16 protein-coding genes are annotated in these 17355 nt (G+C 49.5%); 11 read left to right on the top strand and 5 right to left on the bottom strand.

Annotated features, from left to right (window positions below; all coding sequences use genetic code 11):
* Positions 1-184: 184 nt before the first annotated feature.
* Complete coding sequence (locus O9139_RS00205) at positions 185-1291, bottom strand: glycoside hydrolase family 88/105 protein (protein WP_270877423.1); 1107 nt, start codon at positions 1289-1291, stop codon at positions 185-187.
* A gap of 148 nt (positions 1292-1439) precedes the next feature.
* Between O9139_RS00205 and O9139_RS00200 the strand changes: the two genes are divergently transcribed.
* The 5 genes from O9139_RS00200 (at position 1440) to O9139_RS00180 (ending at position 4934) form a co-directional block, all read left to right on the top strand.
* Positions 1440-2276, top strand: coding sequence for an AraC family transcriptional regulator (locus O9139_RS00200; protein WP_270877452.1), 837 nt, complete (start codon positions 1440-1442; stop codon positions 2274-2276).
* A gap of 37 nt (positions 2277-2313) precedes the next feature.
* Positions 2314-2493, top strand: coding sequence for a hypothetical protein (locus O9139_RS00195; protein ID WP_270877422.1), 180 nt, complete (start codon positions 2314-2316; stop codon positions 2491-2493).
* 265 nt (positions 2494-2758) lie between these two features.
* Positions 2759-3343, top strand: coding sequence for a TetR/AcrR family transcriptional regulator (locus O9139_RS00190; protein ID WP_270877421.1), 585 nt, complete (start codon positions 2759-2761; stop codon positions 3341-3343).
* Between the two features lie 178 nt (positions 3344-3521).
* Positions 3522-4133 carry a pyridoxamine 5'-phosphate oxidase family protein gene (locus O9139_RS00185; RefSeq protein WP_270877451.1) on the top strand — a complete coding sequence of 204 codons (612 nt, stop codon included), beginning with the start codon at positions 3522-3524 and terminating at the stop codon, positions 4131-4133.
* Between the two features lie 30 nt (positions 4134-4163).
* Complete coding sequence (locus tag O9139_RS00180; RefSeq protein ID WP_270877420.1) at positions 4164-4934, top strand: Cof-type HAD-IIB family hydrolase; 771 nt, start codon at positions 4164-4166, stop codon at positions 4932-4934.
* Positions 4935-5017: 83 nt separating this feature from the next.
* Here O9139_RS00180 and O9139_RS00175 read toward each other — a convergent pair whose 3' ends face one another.
* Positions 5018-5377: a DUF779 domain-containing protein gene (locus tag O9139_RS00175; protein WP_270877419.1), complete on the bottom strand. Its 360-nt coding sequence runs from the start codon at positions 5375-5377 to the stop codon at positions 5018-5020.
* A gap of 16 nt (positions 5378-5393) precedes the next feature.
* The gene (gene adh / locus O9139_RS00170) at positions 5394-6914 is read right to left on the bottom strand and encodes an aldehyde dehydrogenase (RefSeq protein ID WP_270877418.1); all 1521 of its coding nucleotides are present in this window, start codon (positions 6912-6914) and stop codon (positions 5394-5396) included.
* 279 nt (positions 6915-7193) lie between these two features.
* On the opposite strand from adh, the gene O9139_RS00165 reads away from it, so the two are divergent.
* The 6 genes from O9139_RS00165 (at position 7194) to O9139_RS00140 (ending at position 14773) form a co-directional block, all read left to right on the top strand.
* Positions 7194-8966 (top strand): sigma-54-dependent Fis family transcriptional regulator, encoded by a 1773-nt coding sequence (locus tag O9139_RS00165; protein ID WP_270877417.1) that lies wholly within the window; start codon positions 7194-7196, stop codon positions 8964-8966.
* An 84-nt stretch (positions 8967-9050) separates the two neighbouring features.
* Complete coding sequence (locus tag O9139_RS00160) at positions 9051-10256, top strand: chromate transporter (protein WP_270877416.1); 1206 nt, start codon at positions 9051-9053, stop codon at positions 10254-10256.
* Between the two features lie 85 nt (positions 10257-10341).
* Positions 10342-10770: a hypothetical protein gene (locus O9139_RS00155; RefSeq protein ID WP_270877415.1), complete on the top strand. Its 429-nt coding sequence runs from the start codon at positions 10342-10344 to the stop codon at positions 10768-10770.
* 375 nt (positions 10771-11145) lie between these two features.
* Complete coding sequence (locus O9139_RS00150) at positions 11146-12624, top strand: Lsa family ABC-F type ribosomal protection protein (protein ID WP_270877414.1); 1479 nt, start codon at positions 11146-11148, stop codon at positions 12622-12624.
* 73 nt (positions 12625-12697) lie between these two features.
* The gene (locus tag O9139_RS00145) at positions 12698-13198 is read left to right on the top strand and encodes a DinB family protein (RefSeq protein ID WP_270877413.1); all 501 of its coding nucleotides are present in this window, start codon (positions 12698-12700) and stop codon (positions 13196-13198) included.
* A gap of 141 nt (positions 13199-13339) precedes the next feature.
* Positions 13340-14773: a DHA2 family efflux MFS transporter permease subunit gene (locus tag O9139_RS00140; RefSeq protein WP_270877450.1), complete on the top strand. Its 1434-nt coding sequence runs from the start codon at positions 13340-13342 to the stop codon at positions 14771-14773.
* Positions 14774-14866: 93 nt separating this feature from the next.
* Here O9139_RS00140 and O9139_RS00135 read toward each other — a convergent pair whose 3' ends face one another.
* Together O9139_RS00135 and O9139_RS00130 are read right to left on the bottom strand one after the other, a co-directional pair.
* Positions 14867-15337: a DinB family protein gene (locus O9139_RS00135; protein ID WP_270877412.1), complete on the bottom strand. Its 471-nt coding sequence runs from the start codon at positions 15335-15337 to the stop codon at positions 14867-14869.
* Positions 15338-15713: 376 nt separating this feature from the next.
* A complete protein-coding gene (locus O9139_RS00130; RefSeq protein WP_270877411.1) occupies positions 15714-17354 on the bottom strand; it encodes a PAS domain-containing sensor histidine kinase in 1641 nt (546 codons plus the stop codon).
* Position 17355 lies beyond the last annotated feature (1 nt).

Below are 17355 nucleotides of genomic sequence, written 5' to 3'. Positions count from 1 at the left end.
AATGTCACGATTGTACCAAAATTGTAAAGCGATTGGGAGCATATTTTAGATATTTATAAATATTTGCCAAATAGCTGAAGAGCTGGATGTAGTTCTTGTGAAAATGGCATTATGAATACGTTGAATAAAATAGCATCAAATGATAAAAAGCTGAAGCCTGATGTATCGGCCACAGCTTTGTGCATTATGCGTCTATGGATTGCGCTTGGCTCATTTCCACACACATGAGAATAAAGGCGCCAGCGCCGTGCAGATCGTTCTCGCTGGTTGGACGGGCGATATAGTGGGCGTAGTCGCCGATCCCCGTGCCGATGCAGATTTGGCCAATGATCACATGGCCGTTGTCATCGAACTTCAGCGTATCCATGACACCTTGATACCCTTTCCACGCATATCGCAAATATGCAGCGTCTAAGTAGCCCAGCCGCACGGCTTTAGCGATCGCATGAACATACAAAGCGGTGCAAGAGTTTTCGAGCCAATTATCCGGCTGATCTCCTTTATCGACGACCTGATACCAGAGGCCGGTAGCCTCATCTTGGTACTTGGTCAAAGCGATCAGCAGGTCCTGCAGGATGGCTGTGAGCGCCGGTTTATCCTTATGATCCTCAGGATAATGTTCGAACATCTCCAGCAGGGCGACAGGGTACCAGCCGATCGCTCGCCCCCAAAACTCTGGCGCCAACCCTGACACAGGATCAGCCCAAGAAGCTTCTTTGGTTTCATCCCACCCGTGATAGAGCAAGCCGGTAACGGGGTCTTTGGTATGCCTCGCCATAAGGATCGCCTGGAAGGCCATCATGTCGAAATATTCGCTATGGCCGAATGTTTTGGCAAATTGGGCGGCGATCGGTCCAGCCATGTATAAGCCGTCCAGCCACATTTGATTTTGGCAATATCCTTTGTGCCAGAACCCGCCGGACGGATTGGTCCGCCAAGTTCGGAGCAGCGGTACAAGGGTGTGCAGCGCTTTTCGATAGCGTTCATCGCCGGTTTGCTCATAGAGACTAAAGAGCAGCACGCCTGGCTGGATATCATCCAGCTCATCGGCGTTGAGCTTTTTGATGCTGCCATCCGCGAGAATCTGGCTGTCTACCCACCTTTTGATATAGGTATAAAATTTATCTTTCCCGGTCTGCCGCCACGTTTTCTCCATACCTGACAAAAAAACGCCCTGATGATAGTGAAACCGGTCTGGCGGCAGCACTTCCGGTTCAAATTTGTTCATTAACGCCTCGCAGGCTTTCTCCGCCCATTGAATGGGGGTTAACTGAATAGCTCTCAAACTCATTGCATTCATTCCTCCTTCTCATCTAAGCCTATCTTAGCAGAGGATTATGTACATTTTTTGCGGGATTACATAAGTTCTTCTTATATCTTGCAGGAAGTTGGATGTGGCGTATAATAAAGGACAAGCTGCAGGAGAGGTGGGGCATCGGATGGAAGAAATTCTATATGAAAATAGTGAGGGATCCTTCCTAGTCTCCCATCGGAAGGCTTTGAGTCACCATATGCCGGCCAGTCATTTTCATAGTACATTCGAAATCTTTTATTTAATGTCCGGCAAACGGGAATTTTTCATTAAGGACAGGACGGTGGTGATCCACGAGGGCGATGTCATCATTATTCCGCCGAACATCCTGCATCGTACCACCAATACGGAAACACCGGCGCACGAACGGCTCATCGTGAATATTCACGAGAGCTATATGGCATTGGCGAATGGTTCCGGCATGGATATTTTCAAGCCCTTGCTCGAGCAGGAATACATCATCGTTCGCTGTGCGCTGCAAGAGCGAATCGCCATTGATGCCCTTGCGCACAGCATCGTGCAGGAAATGCAGGAGAAGAAGTTTGGCTTTGAGATGTATGCTCAGACGTTAGTTCTGCAGCTGCTTATGATTTGCTGCCGGCAAGCTCTAGTGAATCAGATAGAGCCGCTGGCATCTCCAAGTCCGATGCATGAGCGTATTTCGGAGGTTGTGCGTTATATTAACAACCATTACATGCAGGAGCTTTCGCTTCATCTGCTGGCGGAGCGGTTTTATGTCAGCCCCTATTATTTAAGCCGCTTTTTTAAAGAAGCGACAGGCTTCACATTCGTGGAGTATGTGAATAGTGTCAGGATTAAAGAAGCGAAAAGCCTGCTTGAGCGGTCTTCGATGAAAGTTAATCTGATCGCCAAGAAAGTCGGCTTTGGCAGTGTGACGCATTTTGGCCGGGTGTTTAAAATCGTTACAGGCCATGCGCCGTTATATTATCGGAAAGGCGAGTAGCGGGGTACGAATTACATGTAAGGATCGTTGCATGCACATGACAAACGATATCACTTTTGCTGTGGTTCAAAATACGGACATGGAACACATTGCGCAAATGATAAACTCCAACCAGGCTTACAACTTGATGGAGAACGGAAATGCCCTGCGCAGCCGAGAAGAAATCGCGGAGCAGTTCGATCCGGCAGACCCGCAAATCAGCTATCTGATCCAGTAAACGATCGCTGCGGATTGGCGTTATTCCTGAGAATCAGGCTGCCAGGCGTTTCTGGGAAGCTTTGGGCTTTCAACAATATGATTCAAAAATGTCGAGTATCGGTAAAGTGGTCGACTGCTTCGAAAAAGGGTTTTGACTTTTACATGAAACTAATGACAATATCGATATGGTGATAGTATTTTTAAATTTAAGGGAATTTGAATTTGATTTAACTATAATCATTAGTTATAATGGGAGCAATCTCTACAACGAAAGGGTAACGCACATGGCTCCAAGAAACAGTATTAACTTACAGGCAATTTTGCAGGCAGCTACGGAGATTGTGGATGCCAGCGGCGTGGAAGCTTTAACATTAACTTCACTTGCGCAAAAGCTGGATATCCGCTCACCGTCCCTATACAACCATTTCAATGGATTAAGCGGCATTCGCAAGCTGCTCTCGGTTTATGGGTTAGAGCAGCTGCAATATGCGCTGACCCGCTCAGCCATCGGCCGCGCCGGCGATCAAGCGATCAGGGAGATGGCCAAAGCTTACGTGAATTTCGCGCGCAAGCACCCCGGCCTCTACGAAGTGACACTCCTCGCCAACGGGCCGCAAGATGAGGAAGTGTCCAAGGTCGGCCAAGAAATCGTGGACCTCGTCACGCAAGTGTTGAAAGCGTATCAACTCGTGGATGAAGACGCGATTCATATGGCTAGAGCCTTTCGCAGCATCCTGCACGGCTTCGCTTCGCTGGAGCAAAAAGGAGGCTTCGGCCTGCCTGTGGATCTTGATGTCAGCCTGGAGAAGATTATCGATACGTTTTTGGCTGGCTTGCATGCCCGGTATCCGAACATAGCAAGATCGTAATATGTAAGCATGGAGCAAATCCGCATCTTCTGAATCATCGGAGAGAAGCAGGATGGTTGATTCCATGCTTTTTCTTTTTAGCAGTGGCATTTTGTACCATTATGACCGATAATAATCGAAAGAGTGATTGAAGGATAAAGAAAGGGTGAGACGTTTGGACGAGCTCGATCCTACCCAAATGATTCATACAGAAGCTGAGCTGCGCGAGCTTCTAGGCTCGCCGAGTGAGCTGGTCACGCACAAGGTCGTTCACCAGTTGGACCCTCATTGCCGGGATTTCATGGCCAAATCTCCGTTCGTCTTGCTGTCGACGTCTGATGCGACAGGCAAATGCGATGTTTCGCCCCGCGGGGACTACCCAGGCTTTGTGCAGGTAATGGATGCCAATCGGTTGCTCATTCCCGAACGGCCAGGCAATAAAAGATTTGATTCACTACGCAATATCATCGCCAATCCGCATATCGGCCTCATCTTCATCATCCCGGGATTAGGCGAAACATTAAGAATAAACGGGCGCGCGTCGATAACCAAGGATGAACGATGGTTACAGCAAATGGCCGTAGATGGCCGCGCTCCGGTGATCGGCATCGTGGTTGAAGTGGAGGAAGCATATTTGCATTGCGCCAAAGCTTTTCACAGGTCACGGCTCTGGCAAGCGGACTCTTGGCACCGCAAGGAAGAGCTGCCGTCTGCTGCACGCATTCTGGCGGAGCATGCCAGACTTGCCGGTATGAGCGCAGAGCAAATTGCCGGGCGGCTGGAGGAAAGCTACAGCAAACGCTTATATTAAAGAGAAGACAAGGATAAAGGAGAACCGACTGTGTATAAAATTGTATTTTTTGATATTGACGGAACACTCGTGAATGAGGAGAAGCAAGTTCCTGCATCTACAGTAACAGCTGTTCATCAACTTAAGCAGCTGGGCATTGAGCCGGTTATTGCAACCGGACGGGCGCCTTACTTCATTAAGCCGCTGGCTGAACAATTGGGCATCGATTCCTATGTGTGTCTGAACGGGGGATATGCCGTCTATCGAGGAGAGCCGCTCTATAGAAGGATCATTGCCAAGAGCAGCATCGAATCGCTGGTGAAGCTGGCGGCAGAGCATAAGCATTCCCTCGTCTTTGAAGGGGAGCACGAGTTTTTTACTGACGCTGAGGATCATCCCTTCGTCAACAGTTCCGTTTCGTCGTTGAAAGTGGATCTGCCGGGTTATGACCCGAATTTCTGGAAAACGAACGATATTTATCAAATCTTTCTGCACTGTGAACCGCAGGATGAGCATTTATATGAAGAACTGCAGGCGGATTTCAAGCTGATTCGCTGGCATCCGCATGCGATGGACGTTTTGCCTGCAGGCGGATCCAAGGCGCAGGGCATTGCCGCACTGCTGGAACTTGTCGGCATCAAGCCGGAAGAAGCGGTCGCATTCGGAGACGGGCTGAACGATATGGAGATGCTGTCATTTGTCGGCATGGGCATTGCGATGGGGAATTCCCACAAGGATCTGCTGCCCTATGCCGATTATGTGACGACGCATGTGGACGAAGACGGCGTCCGTAATGGGCTTATTGCAGCGGGCTTGCTGTAACGGCGAAGCTGCACATAGAAAAAAGCGGAAGCAGCGCTTCCGCTTTTTTTCCATTTTAATGCCTGCCTAGGCGCCTCTAGCCCTTACAGACCGAGAGCCTTCGATTCCTCCTCCGTGAACACGCGCGAACGTGTCAGAAACCGCAGCCCTTCCGGCCCTTCCAGCGAGAACATGCCCCCTCGGCCAGGAACGACATCAATGATTAACTGCGTATATTTCCAGTACTCATATTGAGCCTGGCTTATATAAAATCGGGCCCCGCCGATTTCCCCTAACAACACATCGCGGTCGCCAAGCAGAAATTCACCTTCGCCATAGCACATTGGCGAGCTGCCGTCACAGCACCCACCCGACTGATGGAACATCACCGGCCCGTACTTCGTTTGCAGCCGTCCGATCAGCTCCAGTGCGGCATCTGTAGCCAGAACTTTGCGTACGTCCATGGTTTGGCCGCCCGACTTAGAAGAAGCCCAAAGCGTCCGGGCTGTAGCTGACGAGCAGGTTTTTCGTTTGCTGATAATGAGAAAGCATCATCTTGTGGGTTTCACGGCCGATCCCTGACACTTTGTAACCGCCGAAGGCTGCATGTGCTGGATAAGCATGGTAACAGTTGGTCCAGACGCGTCCGGCTTGGATGCCTCTGCCGAAGCGGTAAGCCGTATTCATATCGCGGGTCCATACGCCTGCGCCAAGTCCATACAGCGTATCATTGGCGATGGAGAGCGCTTCCTCTTGATTGTTAAAAGTGGTGACAGACACGACCGGCCCGAAAATCTCTTCCTGGAAAATCCGCATTTTATTATGGCCTTTGAACACAGTAGGTTCAATGTAATAGCCGCCTTCCAGATCCCCTTGCAGCTCTGCGCGGGAGCCGCCGATGAGACATTGCGCTCCTTCTTGCTTGCCGATGCTCAGATAGGACAAAATTTTCTCCACTTGTTCGGACGAAGCTTGCGCTCCGATCATCGTGTCAGTGTCGAGCGGATTGCCTTGCTTAATCGCAGCTACGCGCTGTAACGCCCGTTCCATGAATGGTTCGTAGATCGATTCCTGAATCAACGCGCGGGAAGGGCACGTGCACACCTCGCCTTGGTTCAAGGCGAACATCACAAAGCCTTCGATCGCTTTATTCAGGAAAGCGTCATCTTTGGCGAACACGTCTTCAAAGAAGATATTCGGCGACTTTCCACCGAGTTCCAGCGTCACCGGGATAATATTTTGCGAAGCGTACTGCATGATCAAACGGCCGGTCGTCGTTTCACCGGTAAACGCAATCTTGGCGATCCGGTTGCTTGAGGCAAGCGGTTTGCCGGCTTCCAGCCCAAAGCCGTTGACGATGTTGAGCACGCCAGGCGGCAGCAAGTCACTGATCAGCTCGGCAAGCACCAGGATGGAAGCTGGCGTTTGCTCTGCCGGCTTCAGGACGACGCAGTTGCCGGCGGCAAGAGCGGGCGCGATCTTCCATGTCGCCATGAGCAGCGGGAAATTCCAAGGGATGATTTGCCCGACGACTCCGAGCGGCTCGTGGAAATGATAAGCGACGGTGTCGTTGTCCACTTCACCGAGCGTGCCTTCCTGTGCGCGAACACAGCCGGCAAAATAGCGAAAATGATCGATCGCGAGCGGGAGGTCTGCCGCCAACGTTTCCCGCACCGGCTTGCCGTTGTCCCACGTCTCCGCCACAGCAAGCAACTCCAAATTCGCTTCCATGCGATCAGCAATTTGCAGCAAAATGTTCGCGCGCCGTGTTACTGAAGTACGGCCCCACTCGTCCTTGGCAGCATGGGCCGCATCCAGTGCGAGTTCGATATCTTCCGCCGTTGAACGGGCGACTTCGCAGAAGACCTTGCCTGTTACCGGCGTAACGTTCTCAAAATATTCCCCTTTGACTGGCGGAACCCAGTTTCCTCCAATATAGTTGTCATAGCGTTTTTTGAATGTGACTTTGGAGCCGGTTTGCCCTGGTTGTGCGTAGATCATAGGTTACAGCCTCCCATAACATTGATTTTTTTTCCACACCTTTTTATTAAGCAAGAATCATGCCAATCTAAGAAAATCGAACCAACACAGCTTTTCCTTGCGATATGTCGGTAAGTGCACTTGCCGAGGTGTGCCGAACTGAAACAGTGGATCAGGAAGGATGAACGAAGAGGTGTAACATTTTGAAACAATCTATCGCAACAAAATACATAATCAAACTAGGTATGATATATTATTAGTAATCAGTTATTTTTTGGGATTTGCAGGGGAGGGCTCGTCATGTCCATTCCGGAAGAAAGGAACCAAAACAAATTAGTTGAGAACTCTTGGAAGCGCTCACATCACTTTGGTTTAAAACAAACAGATGCTGTTGACGATCAATTGCTGACTGGTAAACTTATCGACGAAATTGTCAAAAAGAATGGAATGCTGATTCAGCACGTCACGCCCATTTTCGCTAAAATGGATCACTTCATTAAACAATCCGGACAAGTTGCTATGCTGATTGATCCTGGCGGTACGATTATTTATTCCGTCGGTGATCCCGACTTCTCCAAGCGGGCTGCCGCCGTTCAGCTGCAGGTTGGAGCTAATTGGTCTGAAAAGCGAAAGGGGACCAATGCCATCGGACTGGCCATCACGGAGCAAGTGCCTGTCCGCGTGCACGCCTCGGAGCATTACAGTCAAAAGAACCATTTTCTTACTTGCGCCTCATCGCCAGTGTTCGGTTCGGCGGGGCAGCTGCTGGGCGTGATCAATTTTAGCGGTAAAATGGAAAGCTATAGCGACTATAGCCTAGCGCTCGCCACGATGGCTTCGGAGGCGCTGACGAATCAGCTGCTCGTCGAAGAAGCGAGAAAAGAGCATTTGATCCTGTTGAAGGAATTGGAATGCTCGATGAAGATTAACCCTATGCCGCTCCTGTCCTTGGACCAGGAGAACATCATTGTCCGCGCGAACCATGCCGCGCTGCGGGTCATCGGCAAAGATGCAATCGGCAAGCCGTTTGCCGGCGCCGAAGGCTTTTCCTTGGAATCGATCCACGATCACCGCCGTATGGTTTGGCGTTCTGCAGCGTTTCCTGGCCAAGGGGCAGGCGTTCATCGCGGGTATACGTTTGCCGATATCGCCGGCTCCTGCCCGAACCTGCTGCAGAAGAAAGAGCTGGCGCAGAAGGCCGCGCTCACCGATTTTCCCATTCTTCTCCTTGGCGAAAGCGGTACAGGGAAAGAATTGTTTGCCCAGTCCATGCATAACGCAAGCCTGCGCTCGCATCAGCCGTTCATTGCCGTTAACTGCAGCGCCATCCCGGACAGCCTGGTCGAAAGCGAATTGTTCGGTTATGAGCGCGGCGCTTTTACCGGAGCGAATCGAGAGGGGAATGCCGGTAAGTTCGAGGCGGCGAATAAAGGAACGATTTTCTTGGATGAAATCGGTGATATGTCTTTGCGTGCACAGGCAGCCTTGCTGCGCGTTTTGCAAGAGCACACCATCACGCCTGTAGGGAGTCATAAAAGCAAACCTATCGACATCCGCATCATTGCCGCTACGCATCGGAATTTACAAACCGAAATCCGCGAGGGCCGATTCCGCTCCGATCTGTATTACCGGTTAAAAGGCATTCAACTCACGCTGCCTTCGCTTCGTGAACGCAGTGATATCGCTCAGCTAGCCGCCTATTTATTGTGCAAACATCACGGTTTAAGCGCTCATCTATCGGATGCGGCGGTTCACAAGCTCAAGCAGTATGCATGGCCGGGAAATATACGCGAATTGAACAGCGTCCTTGTGCAGGCTGCATTTCTGGCCGACGGGGGGATGATTGGCCCCGAGCATTTGCAATTGGATGTCGACGCCCCCGCATTGCTGGAGACTGGAGCTAGCGATGATTCCGCACATTCGCTTCGCGATGCGGAAGTTGCAGCCATTAAAAAGGCGCTCGTCACAACAGGCTGGAATATGAGCAAGGCCGCCCATCTGTTGGGAATAGGCAGAACGACTTTATACCGAAAAATCGAGGAGTACAGCATCTCGATGCAAGCCGAAGGCTAATCCAGCCCTCGGCTTTATTTTTGTTGTAAACGTCTCCCGCAGACAGGTTTTTTCTCTTATACTGAAATTAGGAGGGATACAGAAGTGAGTGAACGAGTTGATAAAAAGGGAATACATACCATCTTCGAGGTTTTTGGCGTGTCGCTCAAGCTTGGATTGACTTCCTTCGGGGGGCCAATCGCTCATTTAGCTTACTTCCAAGATGAATACGTCCGCCGCCGACAATGGTTGGATGAGCGGAGCTACGCTGATTTGGTAGCTTTGTGCCAGTTTCTTCCAGGTCCGGCCAGCAGCCAAGTAGGGATCGGCATTGGCACGCTGCGAGCAGGCGTGCTTGGCGGTCTTGTGGCATGGCTTGGCTTCACATTGCCATCGGTCATTGCGCTGGTAGCTTTTGCTTACCTGCTGCAGGGCTTTGATATGGGACAGGCCGACTGGGTCCATGGATTGAAGATTGTGGCTGTCGCCATCGTCGCGCAAGCGATTATTAGCATGGGGCAGAAGCTGACGCCCGACCGCAGCCGGATTACGATTGCTATCGCTACTGCTGCGCTATCGCTCATGTGGCCGACGGCGCTGCTGCAAATTGTGCTGATTGCCGCATCCGCTGTCGCGGGGCTATGGCTGTATCGCACAGCGGAAAGAAAAGCGTCAGTACCTGTAGACTTGCAAATGCCAATCAACAAAAAAACAGGAGCAGTCTTCATGTTGATGTTCTTTGTGTTGTTAATTGGTCTGCCCATTTTACGGGGCGTTACAGCTCACCACTTGCTCGATGTTTTTGACAGCTTTTATCGTTCAGGTGCGCTGGTTTTCGGAGGCGGCCACGTTGTCCTGCCTTTATTGGAACGGGAAACGGTAGCGACAGGATGGATTAGCAAAGAGGCGTTCTTGGCAGGGTATGGCGCTGCGCAAGCAGTACCGGGCCCTTTATTTACATTTGCTTCCTATTTGGGCGCGATGAACGGGGGCATCCGGGGAGCGTTGGTGGCAACCGCCGCGATTTTCCTGCCCGCATTCTTGCTCGTCCTCGGAGCGCTTCCTTTTTGGAACGCACTTCGCCGCAGTCCGAGCGTCCAGGGGGCGTTAATGGGTGTGAACGCGGCTGTTGTCGGGATTTTGCTGGCAGCTTTTTATAATCCCATATGGACGTCAGCAGTGCTGTCCAGCGCTGATTTTGCTTTAGCGGCGATTCTTTTCGCCATGCTTTACTATTGGAAGCTGCCGCCTTGGGTTATTGTCATGATTGGAGCGCTCGGGGGAACAGGGTTGCATGTTCTCTTCCATTAATCTGTATCGATGTGCAAGCCCATTTATCTAAATATGTTATGATGGATGGCAAGCTTGTATTTTCAATAGAGAAGGTAGGATCGATTTGAAGCGAACAACGGAAGAAGCATTCCTGCTGTATGTAGCCAAGCTGTTTGAAGCCGAGCTCCGCCAATCCGTGTCCATCGTCTCGACAACGATGATGAAAGAGTTGCCAGGCAGCCGCGAGCAGACGGAGTCCATCTTGTACCGGGTAGCCAAAGATTCGAACATTCCCGTCGAAAGAGACGCGATGCGAACTTTTATCCATAGCGGTAATTATAATGTGTCAGATTATTATCTTGAACTTCTCCGCAGAATCAGTGAGAAACGAAATGTGGCCAAACTGAAGTTTCACCATATGCTGGTGATTTTAATGGCAGTATTAGGGATTTACAACTTAATGCAAGCGAATGTGATCGCTACTGTGGTTTGCAGCTCGATTGGAGCTAGTATTCTTGCCTATACGACAGCTATCCAGCAGCTCCACCGGTAATTGCCGGTTAATCATTTGAAAACATATATCTATCCAATTCGGCTTGATGTCAGCGATGGTCATTAGACGATTATTGCGAAGCTAAAACAATAAACGATTATGGAAGAGCAGTAAAGAGGTCATTCTCTCGCTGCTCTTTTTTGTTAGGGCTGACGTTGAAGTTGATAGCACTTGAAAGATGGGAACATTTGTTCTATAATGAGGATAAACCTTCCATAACCTCATGTATGTGCCTCTTCAGTCCGACCCACCTGCGACTACTCAGACAGGATAGTTTATCCTTAATTATTTTTTACCGTTTAGTTCGTTCTGTTTTCGAGTATATTTAATGAGGTTGACATAGCCTTATTTTTTGCAGCAGGAGGGGATTCAGCGATGTCATTAATCAATGTGACCAACTTGACCTTTGCTTATGATGGAAGTTACGATAATATTTTTGAAAATGTCAGCTTTCAATTGGATACGGATTGGAAGTTGGGTTTTACGGGAAGAAACGGCAGAGGCAAGACGACTTTTCTTCATTTATTGCTTGGCAAGTATGAATACAGCGGGAGCATCTCCGCTCATGTAAGCTTTGAATATTTTCCTTTCCATGTCGCGGACAAGGAGAAGAATACGCTCGACGTGATCAGCGATATTTATTCTGATTATCAATTATGGGAGATCATGCGTGAACTTTCTTTGCTGAAAGTGGCGGATGATGTGCTGTATCGGCCCTTTTCCTCCTTGTCTAACGGGGAGCAGACGAAAGTGATGCTGGCCGCCTTATTTTTGAAGGAACACAGCTTCCTGTTAATTGATGAGCCTACCAATCATCTGGATATGGAAGCAAGGCAGCTTGTCAGCGAATATTTGAGCACCAAGCGGGGATTTATTCTGGTTTCTCATGACCGGGCTTTTCTGGATAACTGTGTAGATCACATCCTTTCGATTAATAAAACGAACATTGAGGTGCAGAAGGGCAACTTCTCCGATTGGTGGGAAAATAAGCAGAGGCAGGATCACTATGAGCTGGCCGAGAACGAAAAGCTGCGGAAAGATATCAAGCGGCTGTCGGAAGCCGCGAAACGAACGAGCAACTGGTCGCACGAAGTCGAGAAAACGAAGAATGGCACCAGAAACTCCGGCTCCAAGGTAGACAAAGGCTACATCGGCCATAAGGCCGCCAAGATGATGAAGCGCTCGAAATCGATTGAGCAGAGGCAGCAAGCGGCGATCGAGGATAAGTCGCAGCTGCTTCGCAATGTGGAGAGCTCGGAGGAGTTGAAAATATCGCCTCTAGCTTATCATAAGAACCAGCTTGTCGAGCTGGAACATGTAACGGTTGATTACAGCGGGAAGAAAGCTGCTACAGACATTAGTTTCACGGTTGAGCAAGGTGAACGAGTGGCGCTAACAGGCAAGAATGGCTCTGGGAAATCAAGCATCCTCAAGCTGATCTGTGGCCAAGACCTCCACTACACAGGCACACTCCGCAGAGGAAGTCAGCTAAAGATCTCCTACGTTTCGCAAGATACCTCGCATTTGCAGGGCAATCTAACGGACTATGCCCGCAATCACGGGATTGACGAGAGTCTGTTTAAAGCGATCTTAAGAAAGCTGGACTTTTCCAGAATTCAATTCGAGAAGGATATTGCATCTTTTAGCGGCGGGCAAAAGAAAAAGGTGCTGATTGCCAAAAGCCTCTGCGAGAAAGCGCATCTGTATATTTGGGACGAACCGCTCAACTTCATCGACATTATTTCCCGGATGCAAATCGAAGAGCTGCTGCTGGAGTACGCGCCAACGATGCTTTTTGTGGAGCATGATCGTGAGTTTGGCCACAACATAGCGACAAAGGTCATCGAGCTGTAAAGTATGGCGGTGTTCGCGGCGGCGTCTGAGTGGAGAATCGGTTGTTGATTATATTTCTTTGGGAGAGATGATAATGAGCGACAGGCATGTGATTGGATCGTACAGAAGCTTCTTGCAGAACTATTCTCTGGAACAGTTAAGATTTATTTCGGCTGAAGGAGTCTGGTCGATTGGTCAAATGTATGATCATATGATTCTCGTCGCCCATGAGTATTTGGATAATGTAGAGCACTGTGCCAGGTCGCATTCCGTGCAGGAGCTTGGGAAAACAGTATTCGGCGAGCAATTATTTCGAGAAGGAGGATTCCCGCCGATCAAGATTAAGCTGCCCGACGAGCTCAATGGCCCGCCTAACAATACCGATAGCAAGCAAACATTATTGAACAGGCTATTCGAGGTCGAGATGAGGCTGAACGAATGGGCACCTCTTGTAGACGAGATTCATGCTGATTACAAAGTGAAACATGGCGGTTTTGGATGGCTGAATGCAAAGGAATGGTATGATCTGGTCGACATGCATTTCCGTCATCACTTGCGTCAGTGGAAGGAGCTGGATCAGAAACTGGTGTTCTAATGAAGCCGGGAGGCCCAATGCTTTGGTTTACAAATATTTGTATTGACTTTGTAAGCTGTAAACTTTATGGTAACAGATAGCGGATCGAATCAGGTCCGTATAAAGAGAGAGATTACATGGGAGAGGGAAGTGAAATTCATAATGAAGCAATACAATACGCGGGCTATTATGGCGTCGCTGCTGATCTGCGGCTTTATCGGGATGTTCAGCGAAACGGCGCTCAACATTGCGATCAGCAATTTAATGGACGTGTTTCACATTTCGGCTGCTACAGCGCAGTGGCTAACGACAGGGTTCTTGCTCACGCTAGGCGTTTTGATGCCAATGACAGGGCTTCTGCTTCAATGGTTCACCACGAGACAGCTGTTTATATTCTCGCTAGCGAGCTCGATTGCTGGTACACTGATTGCAGCTCTCGCGCTCAATTTTGAAATGCTGATGGCAGCACGAGTTCTGCAGGCGGTGGGCATGGGGCTATTGATTCCGCTCATGTTCAATACGATCCTCGTTGTCTATCCACCTGAGAAACGTGGAGCGGCGATGGGCTTTGTAGGTCTGGTTATCATGTTTGCACCGGCAACGGGACCGACTGTCGCTGGGCTATTGATCGAATATTTCACGTGGCACTACATTTTCTGGCTTTCCCTGCCGTTTCTTGTTATAGGATTACTTGTTGGACTTAAGAATTTGGAAAATGTGACGGAAGTTACGAAGCCGCGGATCGATGTGCTGTCTGTTGTGCTGTCAACAATTGGCTTCGGCGGTGTCGTATTCGGCTTCAGTAAGGCAGGAGAAAGCGCGGGAGGCTGGACCAGTGCGGTCGTGATCACCTCTATCGCGATCGGCCTGGTTACCCTTGTGCTGTTTGCACTGCGCCAAATTTTTATGAAAGAACCGATGATGAATCTTCGCGTCTTCAAGTATCCGATGTTCATCGTAGGATTGCTCATGGTTCTCTCGTGTATGATGATCATCTTATCCAGCATGATTATCCTGCCTATGTATTTGCAGAACGGCATGAAGCTGTCCGCGTTCTCCGCTGGACTTATGCTCCTGCCGGGCAGCGCGCTGAACGGTATTCTGTCTCCGCGCATGGGACGGTTGTTTGACAAGTATGGTCCGAAGTGGCTTGTGATTCCCGGCCTCGCGATCGTAGCGGCAACATTATGGTTTTTCTCCGGCATTACACAAGCATCCTCGATTGCCTTCATCGTTACCTTGCACATCGGCCTGATGATCGGTATCTCGATGGTTTGGATGCCGTCGCAGACGAATGGATTGAACCAGCTGCCGCCGGAGCTTTATCCGCACGGTACGGCGGTTATGAATACGCTGCAGCAGGTCGCCGGAGCCATCGGTACGGCGCTTGCGATCAGCATTCTGACCAGCGGCATGGAGAACTACTTGCACAAATCCGCGGCGCCGAATGCGGTGAACGAAGTCGCTCAGGCGATGACGTTGGGCTCGCAAAATGTGTTCCTGTTTGCGATGATCGTCACCCTGATCGGCCTGGCGATGGCGTTCTTCATCCGCCGTGTCGTTGTGAAACATGCAGCAATGAACTCCATGCATTAAAGATCAAAAAGGAAGCCTTAGGGCTTCCTTTTTTTTGCGTGTTGCAAAGTCTTTAGCCTTGGTTTGGTTGGACTGGGCTGGGATGTTTGTAAGCTAGTCCTTGCTCATCTGCAAGAACTGATCAATCTGCTCCTGATGTTTGAGATCATGCTGAATCATACTCTCCAAATAGGCTGCGAGTGTTAGTGATGGTTTACCAGGGAGGGGGAGAGGGAATTTCTCATCCGGGACCGCTTCAATTTGAGAGACTAACGCCTGGCGAATCGATAGGAACGTTTCAATCAAATCTCCCTTCGAAATTCCGGAGCGCGCATATTGTGAGGCTTGTTGATTCATTGTTTGCACATCGATGGGGTGTTGTGGAAGGAGTTCATCTCTCAATAGATAGGCGATCCGCTGCTCCATCATAAACCGGTCCCAGACTATGAAATGAGCGATCACATCCGCCGTACCCCAAGAGCCTTCATAAAAAGCTTGAAACCATCGCTCATCGCTAAGCGTGCATAAGGATTGCGCCCATTGTGCAATCTTTAATTTCTCGCTTACAATTGCTGTCTTATTCAATTGTGTTGCTCCTTTCAATATAAGTTATTAAGCCGGGTGTGGGGTTGCATACTTGTCCAATTTATTTGAAAATCGTCTTGAGTGAATTGTTTTTCTCCCATTTATTGTTCTGCATCCTCCATGGTAAGCGGCAGTTAAACGATCGTCAATCATGATTTTCATCTTTTGACAGATGGGTATTGTTTCGCCCAAGACTCTAAGGGGATTCGATAAGGAGTGTGCGTCAAAAAATGCTGTAGTTCGGTTTTGGCGTCCGCATCCATCCTAATGTTCAGGTGCATATCACTACAACGGGGGTTCTGAAATAGTAAAACAAAACCGGCATCAACACTTTCCGCGCTAGCGGAAGGATGATACCGGTTTGTGGTATGATGATCTACAGTTTGTCGAGCGCGGACTGCAGAGGCAGTGTGAGTTCAACCGTGGTTCCTTGTTCCAGTTGGCTATGAATCCGCAGGCTACCGCGATGCGCCTCCATAATTTTATGACAGACCATTAAGCCAAGCCCCGTGCCTTTCTCTTTGGTCGTGTAGAAGGGCTCACCCAGCATTGCGATGCGTTCTTCCGAGATGCCGCAGCCTTCGTCGATAAAACGAATGGCAAGGTTGCCGTCGACCGCCATCATCTGGATCAAGATGTGCCCGCCGCCCGGCATCGATTCCATGGCATTTTTAAGCACATTAATAAAGACCTGTTTCAATTGGTTTTCTTGACATTTCACAAAAGGAAGGTCCTGCGCAAATTCAGTATGAATTTGGATATTGCTAAGTATCGCTTGCGTTTCCAGCAGCGAGATGACGTCATGAACGATTTTGTGAATATCCTTCATTTCGAACTTCACGGCCTGCGGCTTGGCAATGACCATAAATTCACTCACGATGTCATTAATGCGGTCCAACTCACTTAGCATAATTTGGAAATAATCTTCAAATTGCGTCGTCTTCATTTGTAATAATTGCACAAAACCGCGCAAAGAAGTCAGGGGATTGCGAATTTCATGCGCCACACCGGCTGCGAGCTGCCCGACGACAGAAAGCTTTTCGGATTTGATTAACAGCTCTTCCGTCCGTTTACGCTCTGTAATATCTTTGGCGATGCCATACACGCCATCCACTTTATCATTGACGATGATGGGCACCCATTTTAAGTTCAAATCCACGCTTTTGCCATCTTTGTGGGTAATCGCGGTTTCGATGCTGTTCGATTCGCCGTTAACGGATCGTTCATACAGTTGAAACGCCGCTTCCTGATCCACAGGTATCATATGCTGAAAGAACGATTGATGCAGCAGTTCGTCCTGCCGGTAGCCCATGATTTTCTCGGTCGCTGAATTCATATCGATCATGCGTCCGTTGAAGTCGAGCGTAAAAATAGCATCCGGATTATGTGCGACAAGCGACTTGTAGCCCTGCTCTTTTTCTTCCAGCTTGCGCTGTGTCCGCTTGCGCTCAGTGATATCCCGGCACAATAGCTGCACGGCCGGTTTTCCCAGATAGGTGATGGGCACACTTCTGATCTCGACATCAAATGTCGTGCCGTCCAAGCGGAATACTTTCTCTTCGATCGGTACGGTCGCTTCATTATCCACTAGCGCTTGCCGGATTCGCTCTTGCACAATCTCTTTATAATCGGGATGGATAAATCTAGAGAGAGGCAGGCCAATGAGTTGATCCGGGCTCTTGGCGCCAAATATGATCGCTCCAGCCGGGTTGATGAACACAATCTTACCCTCACAGTGCACGGCGATCGGCTCCGGTGAGTGTTCCACGATGACCCGGTAGCGTTCTTCGCTTTCAGTTAACGCCTTTTTCAACCGTTTGACCCAAAAGTAAAGAATGAGGGCTGTGATGGCAATATAGAATAGCCCTTTAGATGAATTGATGGTCAGCCCGGCCGACATCTGCAGGTAGTCGATGAGTGAATCGGACAGGATGACCCAGATACTGCCGATGAACACGTAGACAAGCGTAATTTTCAAAGCGGAATCTGATCGTTGAGCTTTTGAGCTGGTTGGCATC

Source organism: Paenibacillus aestuarii, from assembly GCF_027789125.1.
GTDB classification, from domain to species: domain Bacteria; phylum Bacillota; class Bacilli; order Paenibacillales; family NBRC-103111; genus Paenibacillus_E; species Paenibacillus_E aestuarii.
The sequence above is the reverse complement of the archived record's forward strand: the minus strand, read 5'-3'. Positions and strand labels throughout refer to the sequence as shown.

Coding starts and splice junctions, on each gene's coding strand:
- O9139_RS00205 (WP_270877423.1), bottom strand. CDS start 1,291: ATGAGTTTGAGAGCTATTCAGTTAACCCCCATTCAATGGGCGGAGAAA.
- O9139_RS00200 (WP_270877452.1), top strand. CDS start 1,440: ATGGAAGAAATTCTATATGAAAATAGTGAGGGATCCTTCCTAGTCTCC.
- O9139_RS00195 (WP_270877422.1), top strand. CDS start 2,314: ATGACAAACGATATCACTTTTGCTGTGGTTCAAAATACGGACATGGAA.
- O9139_RS00190 (WP_270877421.1), top strand. CDS start 2,759: ATGGCTCCAAGAAACAGTATTAACTTACAGGCAATTTTGCAGGCAGCT.
- O9139_RS00185 (WP_270877451.1), top strand. CDS start 3,522: ATGATTCATACAGAAGCTGAGCTGCGCGAGCTTCTAGGCTCGCCGAGT.
- O9139_RS00175 (WP_270877419.1), bottom strand. CDS start 5,377: ATGGACGTACGCAAAGTTCTGGCTACAGATGCCGCACTGGAGCTGATC.
- adh (WP_270877418.1), bottom strand. CDS start 6,914: ATGATCTACGCACAACCAGGGCAAACCGGCTCCAAAGTCACATTCAAA.
- O9139_RS00165 (WP_270877417.1), top strand. CDS start 7,194: ATGTCCATTCCGGAAGAAAGGAACCAAAACAAATTAGTTGAGAACTCT.
- O9139_RS00150 (WP_270877414.1), top strand. CDS start 11,146: ATGTCATTAATCAATGTGACCAACTTGACCTTTGCTTATGATGGAAGT.
- O9139_RS00145 (WP_270877413.1), top strand. CDS start 12,698: ATGAGCGACAGGCATGTGATTGGATCGTACAGAAGCTTCTTGCAGAAC.
- O9139_RS00140 (WP_270877450.1), top strand. CDS start 13,340: ATGAAGCAATACAATACGCGGGCTATTATGGCGTCGCTGCTGATCTGC.
- O9139_RS00130 (WP_270877411.1), bottom strand. CDS start 17,354: ATGCCAACCAGCTCAAAAGCTCAACGATCAGATTCCGCTTTGAAAATT.